Origin of the sequence: Hoeflea sp. EC-HK425 (assembly GCF_902498795.1) — a bacterium.
Taxonomy (GTDB): Bacteria; Pseudomonadota; Alphaproteobacteria; order Rhizobiales; family Rhizobiaceae; genus Hoeflea; species Hoeflea alexandrii.
The window spans coordinates 205,959-226,679 of the sequence record NZ_LR701572.1; the positions used below are offsets into that span (position 1 = coordinate 205,959).

Here is a 20,721-nt window from a genome sequence, read left to right on the forward strand (position 1 = left end):
GCTGGCGCAGTGTATGGAAGATCATTTCAAGAAAAAGCGGCCGTCTCCAGCCGCTTGAGTCCAGTTTCCGGTTCAACCTGTCTAGAACGGATTCCAGGTCGGTGTCGGTGTCATCTTCAGGTAGCCAATATTGATGCCGAGCCTTGCGCCGACGCCGGTTCTGATCGGAACCACGAGAATGCCGCCGCGCTTGAGGACGGTCATGCCGAGGCCGGCAACCGCATAGGCCGAGCCCGAAACGCCGCCGAAACGGCCATAGACGCCTTCCACGCTGGGCAGGTTGTAGACCAGCATCATGGTGCGGTTGCCCTCGCCACCATAGTCCCAGCCGAGCGAAGGCCCCTGCCAGAACACGTCGTGCTGTCCGGCGTTCTTGGTGTAAAGCTGGCCTTCGCCATAGGTCAATCCGCCGATCAGGGCGCCGGAGGCTTCCTGGCCAAGCACATAGCCGTTCGGCAGGCCGTAGGACTGGAACACCTTCTCGACAAGCTTGGCGAGGCCTCCGGAGGTGGAGCCGAAGAAGCCATGGCCGGCGTCGATGATCTCCTGCATGTCGTACTGCGAGGAATTTGCCGACTGGGCCCGGGTGCCGGACACCGTTCCGGCGATGACCAGGGCTGCGAGGAAAAAAGTGGCGAATGCGCGAAGGCAAAGGCGGGACGCGATCATGAGGTCCACTCCGTTGATTGGCCGGTATATACCGCAGGAAAGATTGAGCACATTGTGGCGCGGCGATCTTAATAAGCAGTTTACCAAATGTGGTGTCTTTAGGGCGAGATCGTTCAGGCGCCTTGCGGCAAGCGGCCAATAACCGGCTTCTTGCCTCAAGCGCTTGCGAACAACTGCACCCGGTGCGATTTTGCTGCCCAGCCGATTCGACGCGCGGGGCACAAAGAGGAGATTCTTGATGTCGAAAAATCACAACCTGACCCTGGCAGGTCCTGACCTAGCTGCGCTGCTTTGCAGCCGTGTCTGCCACGACATCATCTCGCCAGTCGGCGCGATCAACAACGGGCTGGAGCTGCTCGACGAGGGGGGTGCGGACGCCGATGCCATGGACCTGATCCGTACCAGCGCGCTCAACGCCTCGGTGCGGCTCAAGTTTGCCCGGCTTGCCTTTGGCGCTTCGGGCTCCGTCGGAGCATCGATCGATACCGGAGAGGCCGAGAAGGCGGTGATCGACTATGTGTCGGCCGACAAGAAGACCGAAGTCAGCTGGAGCGGTCCGCGGGCGATCATTCCGAAGAACCAGGTCAAGCTGCTGCTCAACCTGTTTCTCGTCGCTTACGGCGCGATTCCGCGCGGCGGCCAGATCCACGTCACGATCGAGACGCCGGAGACCGAGCCGCGTTTCCGGCTGGTCAGCAGGGGCAAGATGGTGCGGGTGCCGCCAAAGTTTCTCGAGATCTATTCAGGCAACATCGAAGAGGCGATCGATGCCCATTCGATCCAGCCCTATTACACGGTGCTGCTCGCAGACGAGGCAGGGCTGACCCTGTCCTGCTCGGCCAATGCGGACGAGGTGGTGTTCACCGCCGAGCCGAAGGCCGCGGGCTGACACAGGCAGCCGAACGGGCGGCAACGCTCCGTTAAGCCTGTCTGATTACGAAATCTTCGCTGGTTTCGGCTAGTCTCCTGGGTAATGAGGACGCACCGGCAAATCGGTGCGTCCCAAAGACGCCAGAGGAGACGTGCCATGCGCCGCTTTATGATCGCCGATGATTCCGCCGTGATTTGCAAGGTTGCCAAGCGCATCCTGACCGGGCTTGATTATCTCGTGATCGAAGCGTCGAACGCCGGAGAGGCGATGATCATGTGTGATGCGCAGCTTCCCGATATCCTCTGCGTCGATGCAGGCATGACCGGTGCGCTGGACCTGATCTCGTCGGTTCGTCAGATGGAAGGCGGCAAGGATGTGCGCATTTTCTATCTGATGATCGAAAAGGAATTCAAGCAGATGATGGCGGGCAAGCGAGCCGGAGCCGATGATTTCCTGCTCAAGCCATTCGACCGGCGCAGCCTGACGGAAGCTTTTGCGCCCTACGCGGCGGCTGCCTGACCGATCCACAGAATTCGCAAAGAGAGCAAGAAGAACCGTTCGTATTCCCGAGCTGTCGACCAGTTCGGCAGACAGCAAAAAACCCGCCGGTCCGGCGGGTTTTTTGTTTCAAGGCCCAATCCCGTTAAGGGGAGGGAAGATCAGGCGCTTTCGAGGATCTCGTTCTCGTCGGGTTCGCGGAGAACGTAGCCCCGGCCCCATACGGTTTCGATGTAGTTCTTGCCGCCGGCGGATGTCGCAAGCTTCTTGCGCAGCTTGCAGATGAAGACGTCGATGATCTTCAGCTCCGGCTCGTCCATGCCGCCATAAAGGTGGTTGAGGAACATTTCCTTGGTCAGGGTCGTGCCCTTGCGGAGCGAAAGCAGCTCCAGCATCTGGTATTCCTTGCCGGTCAGGTGCACACGCTGCGATCCCACCTCGACGGTCTTGGCATCGAGGTTGACCACCAGGTCGCCGGTGGTGATGACCGACTGGGCGTGTCCCTTGGAACGGCGCACGATCGCATGGATGCGTGCCACCAATTCGTCCTTGTGGAACGGCTTGGTCATGTAGTCATCGGCGCCAAACCCGAGACCGCGAACCTTGTCCTCGATGCCGGCCATGCCGGAGAGGATCAGGATCGGTGTCTTGACCTTGGAAAGCCGCAAGGTCCGCAGGACTTCGTATCCGGACATGTCCGGAAGATTGAGGTCGAGCAGAATGATGTCGTAGTCGTAAAGTTTGCCGAGATCGACGCCCTCTTCGCCCAGATCCGTGGTGTACACGTTGAAGCTTTCAGACTTCAGCATCAACTCGATGCTCTGAGCTGTGGCGCTGTCATCCTCGATCAGTAGAACCCGCATATTTATCCCCTTTTCCGCCGCCGCAAGGTTTTTGAGATCCACTTACGCGATACGGATCCAGTCGTTGCCTGATTTGGAGGCTGCCATGGAATGGTTAACAAATTCTGATCAGGTTAGGCAACCACTATCACAATGTTAATTATCACTGGCAGACTCCTGATTTCATTCCAAAAAAACTCTCAGAATTTCTTGATTCAACACATCAAGAAATGGCTCCAAGTGATTCAAAGGACTCCGGAATGGCGGGTGAAAAAATCATGCTTTCCGTTTACCCCGCCTTAAACCATGAGAGTTAGTATTAACGATGCCCGTAAACGAATGGTTACCGCGACGGGCAAAAAGTTAACGTCGTGGTCATTATTTGCACATCGGGACTGGCATGTGGCCAGTGTAACGAGTTTCATTAACCGGGATCTCGCATCACGGGAGTATTGCGTATGAAGTCGCGTGAGAGCCATGTTCGCCTGAAGCAATTTCAGGTCAACGAGAAAACCCGTCAGCTTGGGCAGATCCAGCTGATGATGGCTGAAATGGAAAAAATGGCAGCCGAGCTGGAGTACCAGATCACCGCCGAGGAAAAGAAGGCGGGCATTACCGATCCTTCCCATTTCGCCTATCCAACATTTGCAAAAGCCGCGCGCCAGCGGTCCGACAATCTGCAGACTTCCATCAAGGAATTGAAGGTGCAGCTTGATGCGGCCGAACTGGCGCTCGAGGAAGCGCAGGCCGAATACGACAAGGCAGCCGCACTGGAAGTGCGCGACGCCGGGCACCGTTCGAACCGCGCGGTCTGATCCTCCGGCTGTCACGGCCGGTTTTATCGAGAATGGCCGTCAGGCCTGGCGCGGGTGCTTGCCCGCGCCTTTCGTTTGTGTTGGGGGTGGCTGCGGCCGCTCTGCAGGGCTAGGTGCAAGATGCGCGTTCGAGCCCGCTCATCCTGTCGATGTGCTGACCTGTTTCAGCCGGCAAGCTTATGCCGGTTCATGAAATCACATCCCGCCAGTCCGGGTTGCGTTGGGCCTGGGCCTTGAAGAACGGGCAGAGCGGGATGATCTTCCAGCCGCCGGCGCGTGCCGCCTCGACGGCGTGAAGCGCCAGGGCCTGGCCGACGCCCTTGCCGCGCAACGCGTCAGGTACGCCGGTGTGATCGATGATGATGAGCGTGGGCGAGGCGCGCGAAAAGGTCATTTCCGCCTCTGTCCCTTCCAGCCTGGCAATGTAGCGCCCGCCGGTGGGGCCATTTTCCTCGGTGATCTGCATGTGCGCTCCTGATTGCCAATCCCGGCCGCAGTCCTTTAAGCAGGACCGGTACGGTCGGCACAGGCTAATGCATGGCAGCCCGCCAGGGAACCAAATTCGGGATCCGGCGGGACCGGGGTTGAACAGGAGAACGAGTGCATGCGACTGCTGCTTGCCCTGACGCTGGTGCTTGCACCGCTGTGTTTCGGACTGGGGATCGTGCTTCCGCTGATGCGGTTCGAGACGCTGTACTTCTTCAACCAGTCGCCATCGCTGCTCGGCGTCATCGCGACGCTGTGGACCGGCGATGACCCGGTCCTGGCGGTGGTGGTCGGGCTGGTTTCGGTGGTGTTTCCGGTGGTCAAGCTGGTGGCGATTTCCGCCGAGGCCGTCGGGCTTGCGCGCGGCTCAGGCCTTGCCATGCGGTTGCTGCCGCATCTGAGCCGCTGGTCGCTGATGGACGTGGTGCTGGTGGCGCTGGTGATCGTGGCAGCCAAGACCGGCGGACTAGCCGAGGCGTTTTCGCAGCCGGGACTGTGGTTTTATGGCGGATCGGCATTGCTGGCGGCCATCGCCCACAGCCTGGCCGGTCGGGCAGGTGGGCCGGACAGGGCCTGACATGGTGGCTGTCCGGCGCCGCGCAAGAGCGATCATCAACGGTGTTGTCGATGGGGGGCAGATTTTGAGGTGGAGCGCCCGGCCGGCGCCGCGGTCGAGCACAAGCGGTGCCTGTCGCAGCCCTGTCGGGCCGCGCCTGGGGCAGGGGATATGCTGTTGCGCTCACGCGTTGCCGGTCAGGCTGCCCGGCCGTGGCCGGGCCTGGTCAATGCCGGTATTGCTGGATGCGCGTCGTGCGCAGGCCGGCGAGGCCATGATCGCTGATCGATGACTGCCAGGAGAGGAACTCCTCAACTGTCAGGGTATAGCGCTCGCAGGCCTCCTCGAGACTGAGAAGGCCGCCGCGAACTGCAGCCACTACCTCGGCCTTTCTGCGGATCACCCATCGGCGGGTGTTGGCAGGAGGCAGATCGGCGATTGTCAGCGGACTCCCATCGGGGCCGATGACATATTTGACACGTGGTCGAACCATTTCGGTCATTGGACTCTCTTACACACTCAAGACCTATCGAGCAGAGACTACAGGCGGGGATTTAAAAATTGGCTAAGGGGCCGGCAAGGTTTTGGTAAGTTTTGGCACAGGCGGTCTGCGCGGTCCGGCCGAATTGCGCGCGGTTGGGCAGGCACCTTGTTGAGCGCGGCTGCAGACACTATAATGGGAAGGTCCCCAGGGACGTTTTTGCAACCGCTTGATCAGCGCCTTGAACGCTGTTGAATGCCGGGGAAGACAGTGAACAGTCTCGATTTTGATAAGGACCCGCGCGATACGCGGGTGGTGGTCGCCATGTCCGGCGGCGTTGACAGCTCGGTCGTCGCGGGGCTTCTGGCCCGCGAGGGCTATGATGTGCTTGGCGTGACGCTGCAGCTCTATGACCATGGTGCGGCGGTGCACCGTGCCGGCGCCTGCTGCGCCGGCCAGGACATTGATGATGCCAGGCGCGTCTGCGAAACGCTCGGCATTCCGCACTACGTTCTCGACTACGAAAAACGTTTCCAGGAAGCGGTGATCAACCCGTTTGCCGAAAGCTATGTGGCTGGCGAAACGCCGATCCCCTGCGTTGCCTGCAACCAGACGGTCAAGTTCGCCGATCTGCTGGCCACCGCGCGGGATCTGGGAGCGGACGCGCTGGCGACCGGTCACTATATCCGCTCGCGCGCCAACCCGTCGCCGGAGAATCCCGGCCGGCGGGCGCTGTACCGGCCGGTCGATTCTGACCGCGACCAGAGCTATTTCCTGTTCGCCACGACCCAGGAGCAGCTCGATTATGTCCGCTTTCCGCTCGGCGAACTTCCAAAAATCAGGACCCGGGAACTGGCCGAGGAAATGGGGCTGATCGTCGCCGACAAGGCCGACAGCCAGGACATCTGTTTCGTACCGCAGGGCAAATATGCCAATGTGATCACCAAGCTGAAGCCGAATGCAGCGCTGGCCGGCGACATCGTCCATATCGACGGGCGGGTGCTCGGCGAGCATCCCGGCATCGTTCATTACACGATCGGCCAGCGCAAGGGCCTGGGCGTGGCCACCGGCGATCCGCTTTACGTGGTGCATCTCGATGCCCGTTCGCGGCGGGTGATCGTCGGCCCGCGTGAAGCGCTCGATACGCGCCGGCTGATCCTGCGCGATGTGAACTGGCTTGGCGACATGCCGCTTGCCGAGACCGGCCCCGAGGGGCTCTCCTGCTTTGCCAAGGTGCGCTCGACGCGCCCGCCGCGGCCGGCGATTGTCCGGCTTGGCGAGACTGGAGAGGTTTCGGTCGAGCTGGTTGAAGGCGAGGCCGGCGTGGCCCCGGGGCAGGCCTGCGTGCTCTATTCGGGCCCGGGTGACGAGGCGCGGGTGTTCGGCGGCGGATTCATCGATCACTCGGAGCGCTCAGCGGCGGCCGAGGCAATGCTGTCGAGCCTGTTGCAGCCCGCCGCCTGAGGGTTGGCGCCTGAGGCTGGTCGCAGCGAACCCAGGAAAATCGCCTGCTGCCATTTTCCTGCGGGGGGTGTTGCCGCCGCTGCAAGCCTCAGTCGTGGCGCACTGTGCCTTCCGACAGGATCTCGATGACCGCCAGACCGTCGGCGACCGGCGTGCGGGGCTCCTCCCCAGTGCGGATGCAGTCGAGGAAATGGGCGCATTCGCGCGTCAGCGGCATTCCGTCGGGAAGATCGACATAGTCGGGATCGACCATTTCCGACTGCCAGCCATTGTCGTCCTCCCACAGCTTGTGGCGATAGACTGCGAGCTTCTGGTTCCAAGGCGCCACATCGTCGAACACCGCCATGGCCTTGGAACCGATGACGGTGAGACGGCGTTCGCGGTAGGGATTGAGCCGGGAGGCAAAGACGTGGCTGCGCACGCCGCTGGCGAACTGCAGGTGCAGATGGGCGAAATCCGACAGCCGGTTGAGCATGGCCGAGCCGACGCCGCGCACACTGATCGGTTTTTCCCCGGTCAGCGCCAGGATCAGCGACAGATCATGCGGGGCGATGTCCCAAAGCGCGTCGTTCTCGGCGTGAAACTTGCCCAGGCCTACCCGGTGGGAATGGATGTAGCGCACGGCGCCGAGCTCTCCGGCCCGGATCATCGCCTCAAGCGCCTCGAAAGCGGGATGGAAGCGCAGCACGTGGCCGGTCATGGCCACCAGGCCGGACTTCGAAGCCGCATCAACGACACGCCGTGCATCGGCGACCGACAGCGCGATGGGTTTTTCCACAAGCACATGCTTGCCGGCTTCCAGCACTGCAATGGCCTGGTCGGCATGATATTGCGGCGGCAAGGCCAGCACCACGCCGTCGATCTCGGGATCGGCGAGAACCTCCTCGATGGTCATGGCCCTGACCGAATGGACGCCGGCAAGCTGGCCGGCCCGGTCGGGATGACGGTCGCAGACGGCATCAAGCGCGCCGAGTTCGGCAAAGGTACGGGCATGGTTGGTGCCCCAGTAACCACATCCGACGACGGCGATCCTGGGGGCGGGGGCGCTTTGCATGGCAGGGCGTTTCCTGTTTTCTTTCTCGAGGTCCTTGGCTGAGGGGATTAGACCCGATGGCGAAACAAGGCAAGACGAGGTGGGGCAAGACGAGGCAAGGGGGCGAGGTGGGCGAGCTTCGGCAATGTGGGGCAGAGCGGACAAGCGTCCGCCCCGCAGCGGCACGGCACGGTGTCCTGAGGCGCCGGTTCAGCCCTGCAAGGCCAACGGCAAATCCGCATTAAACTAGCCGCGGCTGGCCCTGCCTGCGGTGAGATCAGCGAGAAGGCAAGAAAAGCCCGAACGGCGCTTGACACCGGAGCAGGCCGCACCTTATATGCCGCCCGTCCGGCCCGATAACAATCGGCCGCTGGCGGCGGGGTAGCTCAGCTGGTTAGAGCAGCGGAATCATAATCCGCGTGTCGGGGGTTCGAGTCCCTCTCCCGCTACCAAGTTTTCCTAAAAATTGCAGTTGGTTAGGTCTCGCGCCCGGTGGGCATTCTGGCGCGTGGAGCGCCCGGGGTGTCATTCTGGGTGACAAACGCGTGCGCTTGAATGCGATGGCGTGGGGTAATTTGTTAGTCCATTCGGATTCACTTTAATCGGCGGTAGGTCGAAGCGGTTTGGGGTTATGCTAAATTCGAGGCTTCTCATGCAAAGGGATTATGATCACGCATCCGCATTGGTAAGCTTAGGTCATATTTATTGCTTGCTGCAACCGCAGCTGATGTGTCTACGAGAAAGCGTAATGCACTAGGGTTGTTTTCAATTTTGCTCCACGGGACGACTGACATTTGCACATTTGGGTTCATCAAATTGTCGATAATTCGTTCGGATAAATAGGGGTATCGAGTTTGGTAGTCAGATTTCGTTTCCAGTGAAGTCCAGCCGCCTTTGTATTCAGGGTAGATAGCTTCCTTTTCTCCGGGAAGTCCTGCATGCCAACTTGTTGTCGAAGTTGTTGGCAAATCTATGACCAGAATGCCGGATCGCCGGTTTATCCTGCCGTCAATCATGCTGGACTTAAGTTCCCAGTCAATGTGTTTCCGGTACCTCGTTTCAGTTCCGCAAAGTAGAATGGTGACCTCGCTGTCACGCAGATATTCATCTCGGATTATTTGCCGAATTGTCTGATTTGGAAGGTTTTCATTGATGTCTCCAACTTCCACAGATAGGTCTTCGAACGCACCATACTCGCTCGCTAGCCAACAGATATGTTCCTTGTAGGGCCGATCATTCCCGTGGTGAAAGCTTACAAAGGCTTTGGTCATGCGGTATGTTCCCAATATTCGAATTGCAATTTGGCATTGGTCGGAAGCCAGCATTAATATCTGCTGGTCCAATCTTCGGTGCAAACTACTCCATGCAGTCATGCACCTAGGATGCTCAAACGCATTCGAAAATGGATAGACATTTTCACATGTTCGCGCAATAGTTGATGTTTGCCTAATAAGTGGAGTTAGTTGTGCCGCACGTGACGTTCATACATGGAATCTTGAACAAGCCTCCGAAGGAAGAGCTCTTACGTATGTGGAAGTCGGCGCTCGCGAGTGCTTCTAGTCCGTTTGATCTAGATGCCGCCGGTGTAAGCTGCGATATGGTTTATTGGGCTGACGTTCTCTATGAAACGCCAGATCCCATCACAATGCACGAGTCTGCAGCTCCTGAGGAACAAGCGCTTGAGTTCGCTCCTGAAGGTGAATTCCGGATACCAGCATCGCGAGCAACGACTGCTGAGGAGCGGGCTTGGCTTGCTGCCTTCAGGCAGCGTTTGGGAGTAGAAGAAGACGGAAATCTGACTTTAGGCGACGAAGGATTTGATGCGGTTAATGGCACCATGGCCCACGAGTTAGAGCGTATTCCGCTGCCATGGCCAATCAAGAAGACCTTTATGGAAGCCTTCCTAAGGGACGTCCATCACTATCTCTTTAATGAAGAATTTTCTCCGCGTTCCGGTGTAACGTACAGGGTTCAGGCTGAAATCCGAAAGCGTTTTGTGAAAGCGCTTGAAGTAGGAAAGCAAAAGAGCGGACCGCATATTGTTGTCTCGCACAGCATGGGGACTGTTATCGCTTATGACTGTCTAAAACGCGTTCCCAATTGCCCATCGGTGGATCACTTTATCACGCTCGGCAGTCCGCTGGGTATCGACGAGGTGCAAGACAGGCTTCATCCAGAATGGACTCGAGACGATGGGTTCCCTTCGGACAGACTAAAAGGGAACTGGATGAATTTCTTTGATCCGTTTGATGTTGTTTCTCGCCTAGATCCCTACCTTGCAAGCGATTACCGGAACCATGGTGTCCCAGTCATCGAGGATACTAAGCAGCGAAACAATGGACGAACTCCGCATGATATCGGGGGGTATATGCGGGGCGAGCATGTGTGTGGCGCAATTCAGGCTTTGCTTGAGTAACGGGGGCATGGAAAATGCCACTTGGTTCCCTCATTGATGATCTTTGCAGCGCCTCGGCACTTGATGACATTAAAGTTTTAGACAGGGCTATCGACCGCTTTGTATCCGAACTGGCGCGGCAACCAGGATCAATTGAAGCATCTCCAGCGAGAAAAGCTCTTGCCTGTCTAAGGCGTCATCGCCGCTTTTCACATTTGCTTCGCGCCGCACAAGGCATCATTTTGGATGGTTGTCACGATGCGCAGGTTTACCGACAGTATGCCCAAGCACTAATCGAAGCTGGCGCTCCTACTGCGGCTATTGGCGTTTTGGAAAAGTTAACTGCTAGGGCAGACATTGAGGAAAAGGAGCAGTTGGATGCACGCGGTGTTCTCGGACGGGCCTGGAAGGACATCGCTGTAGCTGCTCGCGGCACTCGTGATGTCGAAGCTCGCGAAGCGATCGTTCAGAGCTATGAAAGCTACGCGGGAGTGTACCGTGAACATCCTGATGCCTACTATCAAGGCATCAATCGTGTGGCTGTTGCCTATTGGGACAGGGGATTTGCCCTTGAGGATAGTGAAAGGCGCTCAGCGCTTGAATCAGCCAGTTCAATCTTCTCAGCAATAAAAGCAACTCCAGAGGACACCAGACCCACTTGGGACATAGCCACAGCGGGGGAGGCTCTGGTTGCAGACGGTAGGTTGGATGACGCTGCAGTTTGGTTTCAGATGTACGTTGCGCGGGCTGACATCGATTCGTTCGCTCTTGCGGGAACTGTGCGGCAACTGGCTACAATGTATGGGCTCGATCGAACGCCCGAAGGCCAAAATATTCTGGCACCCCTGAGCGCACAACTGCTGAGTTTGCCCGGTGGCAACCTGACCGTTTCAAATGCAGCGCTTCAATTAATGTCGTCAGTTCCGCAAGTCGAATTTGAAAAGGTTCTCGGTGACATTGGTGCAAAAACGTATGGTTGGCTGCAAATGGGCATCAATGCCGCTAAATCTGTTGCACTAATATCGACCGGTGGGCGGGGGATCGGTACGGGATTCCTGATTAAGGGCAGCGACTTTAATAAAGATTGGGGTGATGAGCTTTATGTGCTGACTAATGCCCATGTAGTTAGTGAACCGCCGGAACCAGGAGCAATTGGTCCATCCGACGCGAAAGTTCGCTTTGAATTGGCTCAAGAAGATGACCTTAGAACGACTGGTGTGGATGTAGAAAATGTTGTTTGGCAATCACCAAGCAATCAACACGATGCCGCCATTCTAAAGCTGAGCAAGCCTCTGCCTGGGGAAATGAAACAAATCGGCTTCACCAAAGCATTGCCTGAGTTAGGCGAGGACAAGAAAAACCGGGTCTACATTATTGGGCATCCGGGCGGGAATGAGATCAGTTTTTCGTTCGAGGATAATGAACTGCTCGATTACGATTTGGTTGTCTATGGCGATGATTCAAATGCTGGGCCGGGAATGGTTCATTATCGTACCCCAACCGAGCGAGGGAGTTCAGGTAGTCCGGTATTCAATGGAAACTGGAAGGCGATTGGATTGCATCATTCTGGTTCGAATGAGATGCGTCAGCTCAATGGGAAATTGGGCACCTATGCAGCCAATGAAGGTATTTGGATTGAGTCTATTCGACGGGCCATCGAAAAGGATAACAACAAATAAGAATGCCGCCCGCCAATGTGATAAGTGTTAAATAAGTAGAGCAAATATGGTGTGTGTTGTGATGGTCAGCAAAGCCATTCATCCACCACGGGCTGCCCGGCATGATGTAAGCTGTCTTGAAACCGACTGGCACCATCGAGTCCCCCATGAGCCTTGGTCATGGATTCCTGGCTGTTGTCGGAACGAATATGCGCAGGAATGCCCTGCAAGATGAACATATCGGATAGCTCAGCAGTTTCATTTTGGTTCATTTCGATCCAACACTCATCAATTCAAGTTCCGCCTGCGCACGCTCCAAAAGATTTGGATCGCTCGCGTTGTTTATGAGCCAATTGTTGTGCTCGATCGCTTCGGCTCGTAAACCCAAGTCGAGACTAAGTGTAGCAAGATTCCAGACGATGATCTCGTCTTCGGGTGCGAGCGCGTGAGCGCGCTGCGCTGCACTATATGCGCCGCGCTTATTGCCCATGAAGTACTGGGCATTGACGAGGTTCGTCCACGCGACCGGATTCTTTGGTACTGCTCGAGTCATCAGTTGCGCCGTTTCCAAAAACGTTTCTATGCTCTTCGCTTCCCCGATTTCCATCAGCTCAATGATAACCCTGTGAAAGATCCCGGCAATGATCTCGTCCTTGTTTCGCTGTACGGGCTGATAGTTCGCTTGTTCCAACGGAATTTCAGTGTTTCGCAATTTGGATGGCATAAGTTCTAGATGGTTGATCAACTCAGCATAATTGCCGAAATGGATATGAAAATTTGCGATGATCTCGTGCAGGTCGACACGATTCGGAAATTTTTTTAGGCCTTCAACGTAGAGGGCCAAAGCATGAGCGTACCGGTTCTTATCGGTGGAGATTCCTCCTGTGACGAAACTTGACTGATCGCCTTCCCCGCCATCAGCTCTTCTTATGCCGAATGTCTCGTCGTCTATCGTTTCCTCGGTGACAAAAAAGCCCCCTTGAGGATTGGCTTGGAACATCATTTCGACTTGCGATTTCCGCCAATTCCAATTGGCCGAACTGATCCATGCCTCTGGGTCGTCTGGAAAGGTCGACCGCCAACGCGCTAGGAAGGCATCTATCTCCTGCTCTGAGTATGCAGATTCTAGCTCAAACCAGGAGAGTCCGAACCTTTCATTGAACCATGGAAAGTCATTTTTCTTCCCTTTGAGAACGGGCCGCATTTCAATATCTTCGATGTTGGGAACATTTCCTGACTGAGCGACAGCTGGTAACCCAAACGTCAACCCGCAAGAAACGAGAATGCAAAAGGCGGTGGATTTCAATACGCTACTATTAGAAACCATTTGAAGACCCTTCCAGAAGTTTCGTCAAAGCGTCGATTTTGGCTTGCCACGAAACTTCGGCAGGATCCGAAATGTCGGCGTTGATGGCGTACTGCAGCATTGCATAAGCTTCTCGGCGTAAGCGCGTGGCCTCTTCCATCTGGTTCTCTGCATCCAAAAGGGATGCTTCGAAGGTTAAACACTCAACCAAAATTAGAATACCATATGGCGCGAGGCTATCCAATTGGTGCAAACGGCGAGCGTATTCCGATCTTTGAGCCAGGGTCTGCAACGCTTGGCGAATGGCACCGTCCTTTTGCTGGATAGTCGCAAGAAGTCGCTTCACTTCAATTGCCTGGATTAATGCTTGCATCGAGTCTGGCGCTCGTTTTAGGCGGAGAGTCACTGTGGAAAACGCTCGATTTAGCTGCTTACTGGCAGCAGACGTGTTGTTGCTTAATTCATGCATACGCGCCAATTGCATATTTGCTTCGGCTTTGACTGCATCTGCGGCGTCTCCAACACCCAGTTGTGCAGCTAGTTGCACGGCGCTTACTGCGGCCTCGAATGCTTCCTGCCGCAAACCGGCAATGTCGGATACTCTGCTGACTTTTACATAGAGGTTTACATGGTCAGGCTCTGTTGCTCGGTCGTTTTCCATGCGACGGTTTTCGAACCAGGCGATCAACTCCCGAAGATCCACCAACGCCGCTTCCTGGTCGCCTTGATCTGACTTGATGGCGGCAAATTCGTAAGCGTGCCCGTACCATGCTTCCAGCGCACGAGTATTGTCTGGGTCAAGAGCCAGAACCCGATCCGCATATTTGCTAGCAGCGTTTAGCTTCGTGATGGCGCTGTCCAAGCGACCGTATTGGTAGTCGATCGATGCCGAACGCCAGTTTGCTATCGCGGCGATATCCAGCCAATCGACGCGCTGATCCAATTCCGCGGCGTGTTGAGAGGCAGAAATTGCAAGCCGCAGGTGCTCCTGAGCGACTTCGGCCTTGCCTAGCGCCAGAGCATCCATACCCAATTGATATTCAGCCGTAGCCTTTACTCGCTGCTGAAATCCCGAAAGAGTAGCGTCGTTATTGTCGAGATATTTGAAAACCCTGCGGTTGAGCAACTCCATAATGTCGAGGCGTCCCAGCTTTGACAGTTCGCTATGCGCGTCGTTTTGCAGGAACTCGACAAGATCCTCGGCATCGGACCGGGCGTGGTTTGCCTCGATGCGTCTGTCGTTGGCGATACCTGCAGCCGCAATCGCAACAATACCTAGTACGGACACTAAGCTGACCCATCTGCGCAACACACGGGCTTTTCGCCTTTCGACCTGGATCCGATAATTCCTATCCCTTTGGGCTAATTGTTCGAAGGAAACGCCAAGAATGGCCGAGATGATCCTTAGCTTGGCTTGTTCGGACCTTTGCTCGTATTCCTCAGCAGCCCGCGTGATTTCCGACGCTGGGACTGCTTTGTCTTGCGCGAGGCTTTCTCGGTATGCTGCAAGCGAGGTAAAGCCTTGCGAACCGTCGGTGGTCCTGAAATCTGCTGCCAACGGCTCGTCATTCGGGCCGTCCAACAACGGTGACGGAAAACATGTTTGCCGTTCAGGGTGACCGGCAAGGACAACTGGAACGATTCTCTCTTTTCGATCCAACGAAATGAAATAGTCAATCTCCGCGACGACGTGACGACTCTTCGTTGCATGTGGGGAACACAAAACAATCATGTTTCGTGAAGCATCAAGGGCTGATCGGATCGATTGATCGAGGCTGATATCTGTGGACAATTCAGAATTGTCGAGAAAGATGGGATAAATTTTCTTGGGAATTATTTCATCGTACTTGTTCTTGCTTCCAACCAAATCGGTTGGGATTTCGTACCGTTCAATTTCCTTATGTATCCACGATGCCCAATTCCGATTTTTGGCGTGATTGTCGGCATGACTGTATGAGATGAAGCCCCAGTATTTCATTGATTTAATACTCTCTTAATCGATGGAGAGATTCTTCAAATTGGCTGAATATACAAACATAGTGATCAATATTTATTGAATGGGCGCTCAAAATTATACATTACTGTAACGTCGCCATTAATTCTGCCTGATGAGTTGGATGTGTGCGTTCGACAATGTAACATACAACTTCAGGATCGTGGGCTCAGTAGTCGTTTTTATTTGATGCTATTCCATTTTCGTTCAATAAAATCGAGGGTTAAATCGACTTTTCTAGATACCTATATTATTGTTACGATCTCAGAAATACAACCCGATAAACTGCAACAGTCTCGGTTTAAGTCCGGTATATCAGAGCTGCGCTGCGACACTTGCGAACCGCTGCCTGTCAGGCGCGGGCCGGACGAGTGATTGTCTTGTGCATTGCAGGGACCAGCGATGCGATAAATGCTAATTGAGAGGTTGCTGCTTAAGGCAAAATGCGCGGCAAAAAATGCGTGGAAAGTAAGGTTTGCCAGCAACGCATTTCTGAAGGCAATTTTGGATCAGTGTGATAGCCAGGATTTCATGGCTTTAGAATTGTCCTCGCCTCTTTCTCCCCGGCCGAACCTTTGATCCAGCTCCAAGGTGCTCTGGGCTTATGCAGCTTCGCCAATTCGGGGTGCTTCTTCGCATCCCGAGCCGCAGCACGCAGGCGTTCGCGGGCTTCGCGTGGGTCAATCTTCAGTTCAGCACAGAGCTGCTTGAGGGTGATGATGTCGGACATGATCGTCTCCTTTGTGGTTGGACGATCTATCCAATAAGACGACCACAAAGAGGTTGTCAGGGAAAATCCTGGATCAACGAGAGCGCAATTTCACGATGGCCTCGGCGCATGCTGCAACGACTTCTTTGTCGCTTTCCTCCAACGCCGATACAGCTGAATTGATTTTTGAGCGCAAGGTGTCCGCGCTTGGTGCTGTATCAAAGCCCAGCAGCATGTTGGGTGTGGTTTCCAACACCTGAGCAATACGCACCAGCGTCGCAAGATCGGGTTCGCGGCGACCGCTGACATAATTCCCATATCGGCGTTCGCTGAGGTTGGCGCGCCGCGCAGCTTCAGCGTTCGATATGCCGAGTTGCTCGGCGCGTGTTCGCAGGTTATTCGCAAATGAGTCCATGCGAACAAAATGTTCCTGACAATAACCACACGTCTATGTACAATCTGGCGTGCTTACTACCGACAAATCGTGGTTCAAGGTTCTGCCATGGATGACTACAATTTTCTCGCCGATTTGCTCGACACGTTTCAGTCGTCGTCCGACTACATCAAGACGGTGATCATCCTTACGCCAACCGTATTCGTGCTTGGCATCATTCACCTGCTGACACGCCATCGCCGGAGATCGGCGGACAGAGCGGATGCGGACTTCATCGCCCTCACGCCCGTTGACGGGCACATAGAGCAAACGGACCGTCAGCCGAGGCTTACGCTAGATCAAGCTGAGAAAACGGAACGCTGAGGACCACCTGTAACTAACCGGCACTCTACGCAGACAATCGCGTACGCGGCGGCGTTGCAATGAGCCAGTGGCGCCGGTGGCGTGATTTACCGAGGGTCACTACCGGCGACGACTGAAACGCGCGTCCTGGCTCAATTGTGCGCCTCGGCGTGTTGTCGTCGCATTCGCGGGCAGAACGACACCAATACGCATTCCAAAATCCAGAAATGATGCCCACCTGTCACCCAGCAAGAGCAGCCACAGGTGAAGGGAGAAATGGAGCTGTTGATTGGATTGTGTATTTGGCGCTGGGCGTGTGTCCGATAGGCTGATCATATGTCAGCGTGTCGGTCTCTATGCCCATGACCGGCTCCAATCGGCGGACTGCAAAACATTCGGCCACAAGGGGGATGGGGGAGGGCGTTTTTTTATTCGCGACCTCCCCGAGCGCGGACAAGCAGGCATTTAGACTGCCAAGGTTTTGGACTGCTAGCCGATTTTTGCTAATGCGCTCGTTGCCGATCACTTCGATCACATCATCACATCAAGTCGCCAAAGTGATTTAGTGATCGAAGTGATCGCACATGCTCAAATTATGGCGTGATGTATTTTCCGCGCCCCTCCTTTTTGACTTCGCCATCCCTTGCCATGCTTGTCAGTAGTTGACGCACATTGTCTTCGGGCTGATCCAACGCTTCTGCAATGGCTTTAGGCCCCATCGGTTTCTCGGCGTTTTCCAACACCTCAATAATCGCTTTACGCTCACTCGAGATTTTCACGGCGTCGCTGTCACCCAAGATTTGCCAAAGTCCATCTTCGAGCTGCATGGCGATGTCTATGTCTTCCATTTCCCGACCACGACCATAAAGGGTCGTGCCGTGGCTTTTACGATCAAGAACAAGAATGCTGTCAGCGGCCCCAGTTAATCCTGTGGTTCCCGACACCATGTCCAATGGGTCATCACCCCTCAGTTTGCGTAGATGATGAATGACGACGATGGCGATGCCATACTCGCCTGCGAGTTCTTGCAGGGGCGCGAGCGCTCCATAGTCAGCGTCGTACCCGTTTCCTTTGTCCGATTTGGGCTTGATGCAAACCAATGTGTCAATGATGACCAAGCTGGGACGATGTTCGTCAATCCACTCTTCAAGCTGCTCAAGTCCACCCTGATCAAACTTGTTCAATTGGGTTGCCATATGAAAGTTTGACGGCCATGCGTCTTGGTTTCCATAGTTATGGCGTATACGTCGTTGCAAGCGCCTTTGGTTGTCTTCAAGTGCGCAGTAGAGTGTGGTACCTTTCTTTGTCGTTCGCTCCCCCAGCGCTTTGGTGCCGCTCGCAATCGACATTGCCAAATCCAGCGCCATCCATGACTTGCCCATTTTTGGCTTGCCAGCCAGCAATGTTAAACCCTCGGGGATCAACCCCTCGACGAAAAAGTTGAGGGGAGGAAAGTCCATCGTTTGCAGGTCATTCGCCGTGAAAGTCTGCAACCCTGTGGATGCCAGAGATCGCACCGGCTTCTTCTTTGGGGATCGAGTATTGCGCCGTTTTGTGGAGATCTTTCTGGTCATTTCGAGACCTCCAGCTTTGATGTGATGCGCGAGATTTCGCCATCGAGCCGATCAATGTGGTAGCCGTGCTTCTCGGTGAAGTAGGGACTATTCCACATGATGCTGGCGATCTCGTCAGGTGACGCACCGGCTTCGTGCAGGCTCGCTATCACAAGATGGATGCAGGATGAGCGATCCTTCTCCATCACGCGTGTGTGCCTGATCAATGACCGCGGTTTTGCGTGCAGCTTGCTCTTGTATTTGTCGAGCACCTGCTTGGCGTCATGCACATCAGGGTTGACGAACTTGCCGGCCTCCATTGCGTTAGCAATTTCAGGCAAAGGTGGGCGACCCGCGAGCCTGTTCCAGTTGCGATGAACTAACTGAACGAACGGCTCCTCATATTGGGGTTTGTGGTTTACCGAGCCGGGCACACGCACCATCTTGGTGATCGTCCAGCCATCGTCGCCACCATGCCGATTAGCAAGAGAGCGTGAGTAACCTTCAGCTTCTTCGACGTTATGCCAGCCGTCCCATAGCCATATTCCTTGATAGCGCTTGGGCGATGTCTCCCAGACCAAGCTCGCCTCAGGCCGGTAGGCGTAGGGATCGCTATCGTCCATATCGCACCAGCCAAGCCGTGTGGGCCGCGCGAATTCCTTCTTTCTGCGATCCTTAGAGAATGGATTGGGGCAGAAATAGAGATTGTGATCCCAACGCGAATATTGACGGAAGAATCTGTTCAAGCCGACCGTGATGTTGTCGCCATGGACGACATAGTCGCGCCATTTATAACCTTCGGGATTAGTGGTTGCGAGAAAGAAGCAGCTATCGCTGCGTGCTCCTTTCCAGATGTTTTCCAGAAAGCCCACCATGCTCTGATGGATATTGCCATCGTCATCGTAGTCCTTGAAGGCGTAGGGGTGCCCTTTGCGAGGGCGTGCGTTATCGTTCACGCGTTTACGCATGTTCGTATCCTCTTCAAAATCTTGGAAGTGTGAGGGGCGCTTAGGCCCCTCGATTAGTAGGGATCGGCGTAGTGGTGATGGGCGCGCTCGACAGCACGCTCACTGATCCACGCTTCGATCTCGGATTTGAGCCAGGCGACGCTGGTTCCTGCCATACGAATACGGCGCGGAAAGCGGCCTGCGTGCTCCCACCTGTGTCAACGGCGGAGTAAAACCCGGCCAGGCGGCGGCGCAAAAATCGGCCACTCTTTGTGCGCGCATGAGGCTGCCGCGAGGGCGTAGCCCGAGTGGGGGTCTCATGCGCGCGCGGCGATTTCCGGAGGGTTTCAGCCGGCCTTTCGGGCTCGGCTTTGGGCGAGACGATAGCTGTCGCCGTTCATCTCGAGGATGCTGACGTGGTGGGTAATACGATCCAGCAGTGCNTCCACGGTGTAGATCCCCAAGCCCTCCTGCATTCGTCGCAGAAGGAAAATAGGTGGCCGGATTTTACTCCGCCCGCGGCCGGACTATTCCGCCGCTACCATGGCCGACTTTTGCACCGCCGCTCTCATCACCGAGTGCACGCTCGGGGTCAAGTATCGCAACGAGTACGAGGACGGCACGGTTTCGGGCGGTCCGATGTACTATATCTCCAAGGGTTTCAGCGAGTTGGGTCTTCCCGGCGGCAAGATCCTCGCGGTGCTGTTTTCGATCTTCTGCATTCTCGGTGCGTTCGGTGGCGGCAACATGTTCCAGGCCAACCAGGCGCATGCGCAGATTTCGGGCATTGTCGGCGACTATCCGGGCTGGATAACCGGGCTGGTGTTTGCGGCGGTTGTGTTCGCGGTGATTGTCGGCGGCATCAAGTCGATTGCAAATGTGACCGAGAAGATCGTGCCGTTCATGGGCATTCTCTATGTCGGCGCGGCACTGATCATCCTGCTGGTGAACTATGACAAGATCGGCTGGGCGTTCGGCCAGATCTTTGCCGGCGCGTTTACGGGACTGGGTGTGGCGGGTGGTTTCGTCGGCGCGCTTATCCAGGGCTTCAAGCGGGCGGCGTTCTCCAACGAGGCCGGTGTCGGCTCCGCGGCGATCGCCCACTCGGCGGTCAGAACCAAGGAGCCGATCACCGAAGGCTTCGTGTCCTTGCTCGAACCGCTCATCGATACGGTGGTGATCTGCACGATGACCGCGCTGGTCATCACCATCTCGCAGCAGCTGATCGTCGATCCGGCGACCGGGCTCTACCAGCTCAACGAAGCCGGATCCGCAATCGCCACCGTGGGGGATGTGAGCGGCGTGGCCCTGACCTCGGCGGCTTTCGGTTCGGCCATCAGCTGGTTCCCCTACGTGCTGGCCATCGCCGTGGTGCTTTTTGCCTTCTCGACGATGATCTCCTGGTCCTATTACGGGCTGAAGAGCTGGACCTACCTGTTCGGGGAAGGCAAGAACTCGGAGCTGACCTTCAAGATCATCTTCTGCGTGTTCATTGTCATCGGGGCTGCAGCCAGCCTTGGGCCGGTCATCGACTTCTCCGATGCGGCGATCTTTGCCATGGCCGTGGTCAACATCTTCTGCCTCTACTTCCTGATGGGCCTGGTGAAAAAGGAACTGCGTTCCTATGCCTCACGGCTGAGCGCAGGCGAGATCAAGAAGTTCAAGCACTAGATGGCATGATTGCCACAGCGAGGGGTGCGGAGACGCAT

At 55.9% G+C, this 20,721-nt stretch carries 23 protein-coding genes, 1 tRNA gene and 1 pseudogene; 10 read left to right on the forward strand and 15 right to left on the reverse strand.

All coding sequences use genetic code 11. The features are described 5' to 3' along the window. Positions 1-81: 81 nt before the first annotated feature. Positions 82-669 (reverse strand): EipA family protein, encoded by a 588-nt coding sequence (locus SPHINGO391_RS03850; protein ID WP_152007590.1) that lies wholly within the window; start codon positions 667-669, stop codon positions 82-84. 238 nt (positions 670-907) lie between these two features. Between SPHINGO391_RS03850 and SPHINGO391_RS03855 the strand changes: the two genes are divergently transcribed. Both SPHINGO391_RS03855 and SPHINGO391_RS03860 read left to right on the forward strand, forming a co-directional pair. Continuing rightward, entirely contained in the window at positions 908-1,558 is a 651-nt protein-coding gene (locus tag SPHINGO391_RS03855; RefSeq protein ID WP_152007591.1) for a histidine phosphotransferase family protein, read from the forward strand. 138 nt (positions 1,559-1,696) lie between these two features. Further along, complete coding sequence (locus SPHINGO391_RS03860; protein ID WP_193217177.1) at positions 1,697-2,059, forward strand: response regulator; 363 nt, start codon at positions 1,697-1,699, stop codon at positions 2,057-2,059. 140 nt (positions 2,060-2,199) lie between these two features. Here SPHINGO391_RS03860 and ctrA read toward each other — a convergent pair whose 3' ends face one another. Beyond that, positions 2,200-2,901 carry a cell cycle two-component system response regulator CtrA gene (ctrA, locus tag SPHINGO391_RS03865; protein WP_097105788.1) on the reverse strand — a complete coding sequence of 234 codons (702 nt, stop codon included), beginning with the start codon at positions 2,899-2,901 and terminating at the stop codon, positions 2,200-2,202. Between the two features lie 437 nt (positions 2,902-3,338). Between ctrA and SPHINGO391_RS03870 the strand changes: the two genes are divergently transcribed. Next, a complete protein-coding gene (locus SPHINGO391_RS03870; protein WP_152007592.1) occupies positions 3,339-3,695 on the forward strand; it encodes a flagellar export protein FliJ in 357 nt (118 codons plus the stop codon). A 187-nt stretch (positions 3,696-3,882) separates the two neighbouring features. Here the strand turns inward: SPHINGO391_RS03870 and SPHINGO391_RS03875 are convergent, their stop codons facing one another. Next, complete coding sequence (locus tag SPHINGO391_RS03875) at positions 3,883-4,161, reverse strand: GNAT family N-acetyltransferase (protein ID WP_152007593.1); 279 nt, start codon at positions 4,159-4,161, stop codon at positions 3,883-3,885. Positions 4,162-4,299: 138 nt separating this feature from the next. On the opposite strand from SPHINGO391_RS03875, the gene SPHINGO391_RS03880 reads away from it, so the two are divergent. Next, positions 4,300-4,758 (forward strand): paraquat-inducible protein A, encoded by a 459-nt coding sequence (locus SPHINGO391_RS03880; protein ID WP_152007594.1) that lies wholly within the window; start codon positions 4,300-4,302, stop codon positions 4,756-4,758. Between the two features lie 205 nt (positions 4,759-4,963). Here SPHINGO391_RS03880 and SPHINGO391_RS03885 read toward each other — a convergent pair whose 3' ends face one another. Beyond that, a complete protein-coding gene (locus SPHINGO391_RS03885; protein ID WP_097105782.1) occupies positions 4,964-5,239 on the reverse strand; it encodes a DUF1153 domain-containing protein in 276 nt (91 codons plus the stop codon). A 249-nt stretch (positions 5,240-5,488) separates the two neighbouring features. On the opposite strand from SPHINGO391_RS03885, the gene mnmA reads away from it, so the two are divergent. Next, entirely contained in the window at positions 5,489-6,682 is a 1,194-nt protein-coding gene (mnmA, locus tag SPHINGO391_RS03890; protein ID WP_152007595.1) for a tRNA 2-thiouridine(34) synthase MnmA, read from the forward strand. Positions 6,683-6,770: 88 nt separating this feature from the next. On the opposite strand, the gene SPHINGO391_RS03895 is transcribed toward mnmA, so the two are convergent. Continuing rightward, on the reverse strand, positions 6,771-7,736 hold the full coding sequence (locus SPHINGO391_RS03895; RefSeq protein WP_152007596.1) for a Gfo/Idh/MocA family oxidoreductase: 966 nt from the start codon (positions 7,734-7,736) through the stop codon (positions 6,771-6,773). 354 nt (positions 7,737-8,090) lie between these two features. Here SPHINGO391_RS03895 and SPHINGO391_RS03900 point away from each other — a divergent pair. After that, positions 8,091-8,167 (forward strand) — tRNA-Met (locus SPHINGO391_RS03900). Between the two features lie 198 nt (positions 8,168-8,365). Here SPHINGO391_RS03900 and SPHINGO391_RS03905 read toward each other — a convergent pair. Further along, positions 8,366-8,986 carry a TIR domain-containing protein gene (locus SPHINGO391_RS03905; RefSeq protein ID WP_152007597.1) on the reverse strand — a complete coding sequence of 207 codons (621 nt, stop codon included), beginning with the start codon at positions 8,984-8,986 and terminating at the stop codon, positions 8,366-8,368. A 257-nt stretch (positions 8,987-9,243) separates the two neighbouring features. Here SPHINGO391_RS03905 and SPHINGO391_RS03910 point away from each other — a divergent pair, with 257 nt between their 5' ends. Further along, on the forward strand, positions 9,244-10,131 hold the full coding sequence (locus SPHINGO391_RS03910; protein ID WP_152007598.1) for a hypothetical protein: 888 nt from the start codon (positions 9,244-9,246) through the stop codon (positions 10,129-10,131). A 14-nt stretch (positions 10,132-10,145) separates the two neighbouring features. Beyond that, positions 10,146-11,789, forward strand: coding sequence for a serine protease (locus SPHINGO391_RS03915; protein WP_152007599.1), 1,644 nt, complete (start codon positions 10,146-10,148; stop codon positions 11,787-11,789). Between the two features lie 65 nt (positions 11,790-11,854). Here the strand turns inward: SPHINGO391_RS03915 and SPHINGO391_RS03920 are convergent, their stop codons facing one another. The 5 genes from SPHINGO391_RS03920 to SPHINGO391_RS03940 all read right to left on the reverse strand — a co-directional run bounded on the left by SPHINGO391_RS03920 (position 11,855) and on the right by SPHINGO391_RS03940 (position 16,191). After that, positions 11,855-12,040 carry a hypothetical protein gene (locus tag SPHINGO391_RS03920; protein WP_152007600.1) on the reverse strand — a complete coding sequence of 62 codons (186 nt, stop codon included), beginning with the start codon at positions 12,038-12,040 and terminating at the stop codon, positions 11,855-11,857. Continuing rightward, the gene (locus SPHINGO391_RS03925; protein ID WP_152007601.1) at positions 12,037-13,095 is read right to left on the reverse strand and encodes a hypothetical protein; all 1,059 of its coding nucleotides are present in this window, start codon (positions 13,093-13,095) and stop codon (positions 12,037-12,039) included. Before SPHINGO391_RS03925 ends, SPHINGO391_RS03920 begins: the two co-directional genes overlap by 4 nt. Continuing rightward, complete coding sequence (locus SPHINGO391_RS03930) at positions 13,085-15,052, reverse strand: toll/interleukin-1 receptor domain-containing protein (protein ID WP_152007602.1); 1,968 nt, start codon at positions 15,050-15,052, stop codon at positions 13,085-13,087. Before SPHINGO391_RS03930 ends, SPHINGO391_RS03925 begins: the two co-directional genes overlap by 11 nt. Positions 15,053-15,596: 544 nt before the next feature. After that, entirely contained in the window at positions 15,597-15,797 is a 201-nt protein-coding gene (locus tag SPHINGO391_RS03935) for a hypothetical protein (protein ID WP_152007603.1), read from the reverse strand. 73 nt (positions 15,798-15,870) lie between these two features. Beyond that, positions 15,871-16,191 (reverse strand): helix-turn-helix transcriptional regulator, encoded by a 321-nt coding sequence (locus SPHINGO391_RS03940; RefSeq protein ID WP_152007604.1) that lies wholly within the window; start codon positions 16,189-16,191, stop codon positions 15,871-15,873. Positions 16,192-16,278: 87 nt separating this feature from the next. Between SPHINGO391_RS03940 and SPHINGO391_RS03945 the strand changes: the two genes are divergently transcribed. Further along, positions 16,279-16,533, forward strand: a complete 255-nt coding sequence (locus SPHINGO391_RS03945; protein ID WP_152007605.1) for a hypothetical protein — start codon at positions 16,279-16,281, stop codon at positions 16,531-16,533. A 572-nt stretch (positions 16,534-17,105) separates the two neighbouring features. On the opposite strand, the gene SPHINGO391_RS03950 is transcribed toward SPHINGO391_RS03945, so the two are convergent. The 4 genes and pseudogenes from SPHINGO391_RS03950 to SPHINGO391_RS25075 form a co-directional block, all read right to left on the reverse strand. Beyond that, positions 17,106-18,086 carry an AAA family ATPase gene (locus SPHINGO391_RS03950; RefSeq protein WP_152007606.1) on the reverse strand — a complete coding sequence of 327 codons (981 nt, stop codon included), beginning with the start codon at positions 18,084-18,086 and terminating at the stop codon, positions 17,106-17,108. Then, entirely contained in the window at positions 18,083-19,033 is a 951-nt protein-coding gene (locus SPHINGO391_RS03955; RefSeq protein WP_152007607.1) for a DNA-primase RepB domain-containing protein, read from the reverse strand. Before SPHINGO391_RS03955 ends, SPHINGO391_RS03950 begins: the two co-directional genes overlap by 4 nt. A 53-nt stretch (positions 19,034-19,086) precedes the next feature. Next, a pseudogene (locus tag SPHINGO391_RS03960) lies at positions 19,087-19,215 on the reverse strand (AlpA family phage regulatory protein); the annotation flags it as partial. A 144-nt stretch (positions 19,216-19,359) separates the two neighbouring features. After that, positions 19,360-19,455 (reverse strand): ATP-binding protein (locus tag SPHINGO391_RS25075; protein WP_244615365.1); only part of this gene is annotated, 96 nt, incomplete at its 5' end. Between the two features lie 100 nt (positions 19,456-19,555). On the opposite strand from SPHINGO391_RS25075, the gene SPHINGO391_RS03965 reads away from it, so the two are divergent. Beyond that, a complete protein-coding gene (locus SPHINGO391_RS03965; RefSeq protein ID WP_280177920.1) occupies positions 19,556-20,683 on the forward strand; it encodes an alanine:cation symporter family protein in 1,128 nt (375 codons plus the stop codon). Positions 20,684-20,721: the final 38 nt, after the last annotated feature.

Excerpts from the sequence above, each read along its gene's own strand:
- SPHINGO391_RS03850 (WP_152007590.1), bottom strand. The coding sequence starts at position 669 with ATGATCGCGTCCCGCCTTTGCCTTCGCGCATTCGCCACTTTTTTCCTC.
- SPHINGO391_RS03855 (WP_152007591.1), top strand. The coding sequence starts at position 908 with ATGTCGAAAAATCACAACCTGACCCTGGCAGGTCCTGACCTAGCTGCG.
- SPHINGO391_RS03860 (WP_193217177.1), top strand. The coding sequence starts at position 1,697 with ATGCGCCGCTTTATGATCGCCGATGATTCCGCCGTGATTTGCAAGGTT.
- ctrA (WP_097105788.1), bottom strand. The coding sequence starts at position 2,901 with ATGCGGGTTCTACTGATCGAGGATGACAGCGCCACAGCTCAGAGCATC.
- SPHINGO391_RS03870 (WP_152007592.1), top strand. The coding sequence starts at position 3,339 with ATGAAGTCGCGTGAGAGCCATGTTCGCCTGAAGCAATTTCAGGTCAAC.
- SPHINGO391_RS03875 (WP_152007593.1), bottom strand. The coding sequence starts at position 4,161 with ATGCAGATCACCGAGGAAAATGGCCCCACCGGCGGGCGCTACATTGCC.
- SPHINGO391_RS03880 (WP_152007594.1), top strand. The coding sequence starts at position 4,300 with ATGCGACTGCTGCTTGCCCTGACGCTGGTGCTTGCACCGCTGTGTTTC.
- SPHINGO391_RS03885 (WP_097105782.1), bottom strand. The coding sequence starts at position 5,239 with ATGACCGAAATGGTTCGACCACGTGTCAAATATGTCATCGGCCCCGAT.
- SPHINGO391_RS03895 (WP_152007596.1), bottom strand. The coding sequence starts at position 7,736 with ATGCAAAGCGCCCCCGCCCCCAGGATCGCCGTCGTCGGATGTGGTTAC.
- SPHINGO391_RS03905 (WP_152007597.1), bottom strand. The coding sequence starts at position 8,986 with ATGACCAAAGCCTTTGTAAGCTTTCACCACGGGAATGATCGGCCCTAC.
- SPHINGO391_RS03910 (WP_152007598.1), top strand. The coding sequence starts at position 9,244 with ATGTGGAAGTCGGCGCTCGCGAGTGCTTCTAGTCCGTTTGATCTAGAT.
- SPHINGO391_RS03915 (WP_152007599.1), top strand. The coding sequence starts at position 10,146 with ATGCCACTTGGTTCCCTCATTGATGATCTTTGCAGCGCCTCGGCACTT.
- SPHINGO391_RS03920 (WP_152007600.1), bottom strand. The coding sequence starts at position 12,040 with ATGAACCAAAATGAAACTGCTGAGCTATCCGATATGTTCATCTTGCAG.
- SPHINGO391_RS03925 (WP_152007601.1), bottom strand. The coding sequence starts at position 13,095 with ATGGTTTCTAATAGTAGCGTATTGAAATCCACCGCCTTTTGCATTCTC.
- SPHINGO391_RS03930 (WP_152007602.1), bottom strand. The coding sequence starts at position 15,052 with ATGAAATACTGGGGCTTCATCTCATACAGTCATGCCGACAATCACGCC.
- SPHINGO391_RS03935 (WP_152007603.1), bottom strand. The coding sequence starts at position 15,797 with ATGTCCGACATCATCACCCTCAAGCAGCTCTGTGCTGAACTGAAGATT.
- SPHINGO391_RS03940 (WP_152007604.1), bottom strand. The coding sequence starts at position 16,191 with ATGGACTCATTTGCGAATAACCTGCGAACACGCGCCGAGCAACTCGGC.
- SPHINGO391_RS03945 (WP_152007605.1), top strand. The coding sequence starts at position 16,279 with ATGGATGACTACAATTTTCTCGCCGATTTGCTCGACACGTTTCAGTCG.
- SPHINGO391_RS03950 (WP_152007606.1), bottom strand. The coding sequence starts at position 18,086 with ATGACCAGAAAGATCTCCACAAAACGGCGCAATACTCGATCCCCAAAG.
- SPHINGO391_RS03955 (WP_152007607.1), bottom strand. The coding sequence starts at position 19,033 with ATGCGTAAACGCGTGAACGATAACGCACGCCCTCGCAAAGGGCACCCC.
- SPHINGO391_RS03965 (WP_280177920.1), top strand. The coding sequence starts at position 19,556 with ATGGCCGACTTTTGCACCGCCGCTCTCATCACCGAGTGCACGCTCGGG.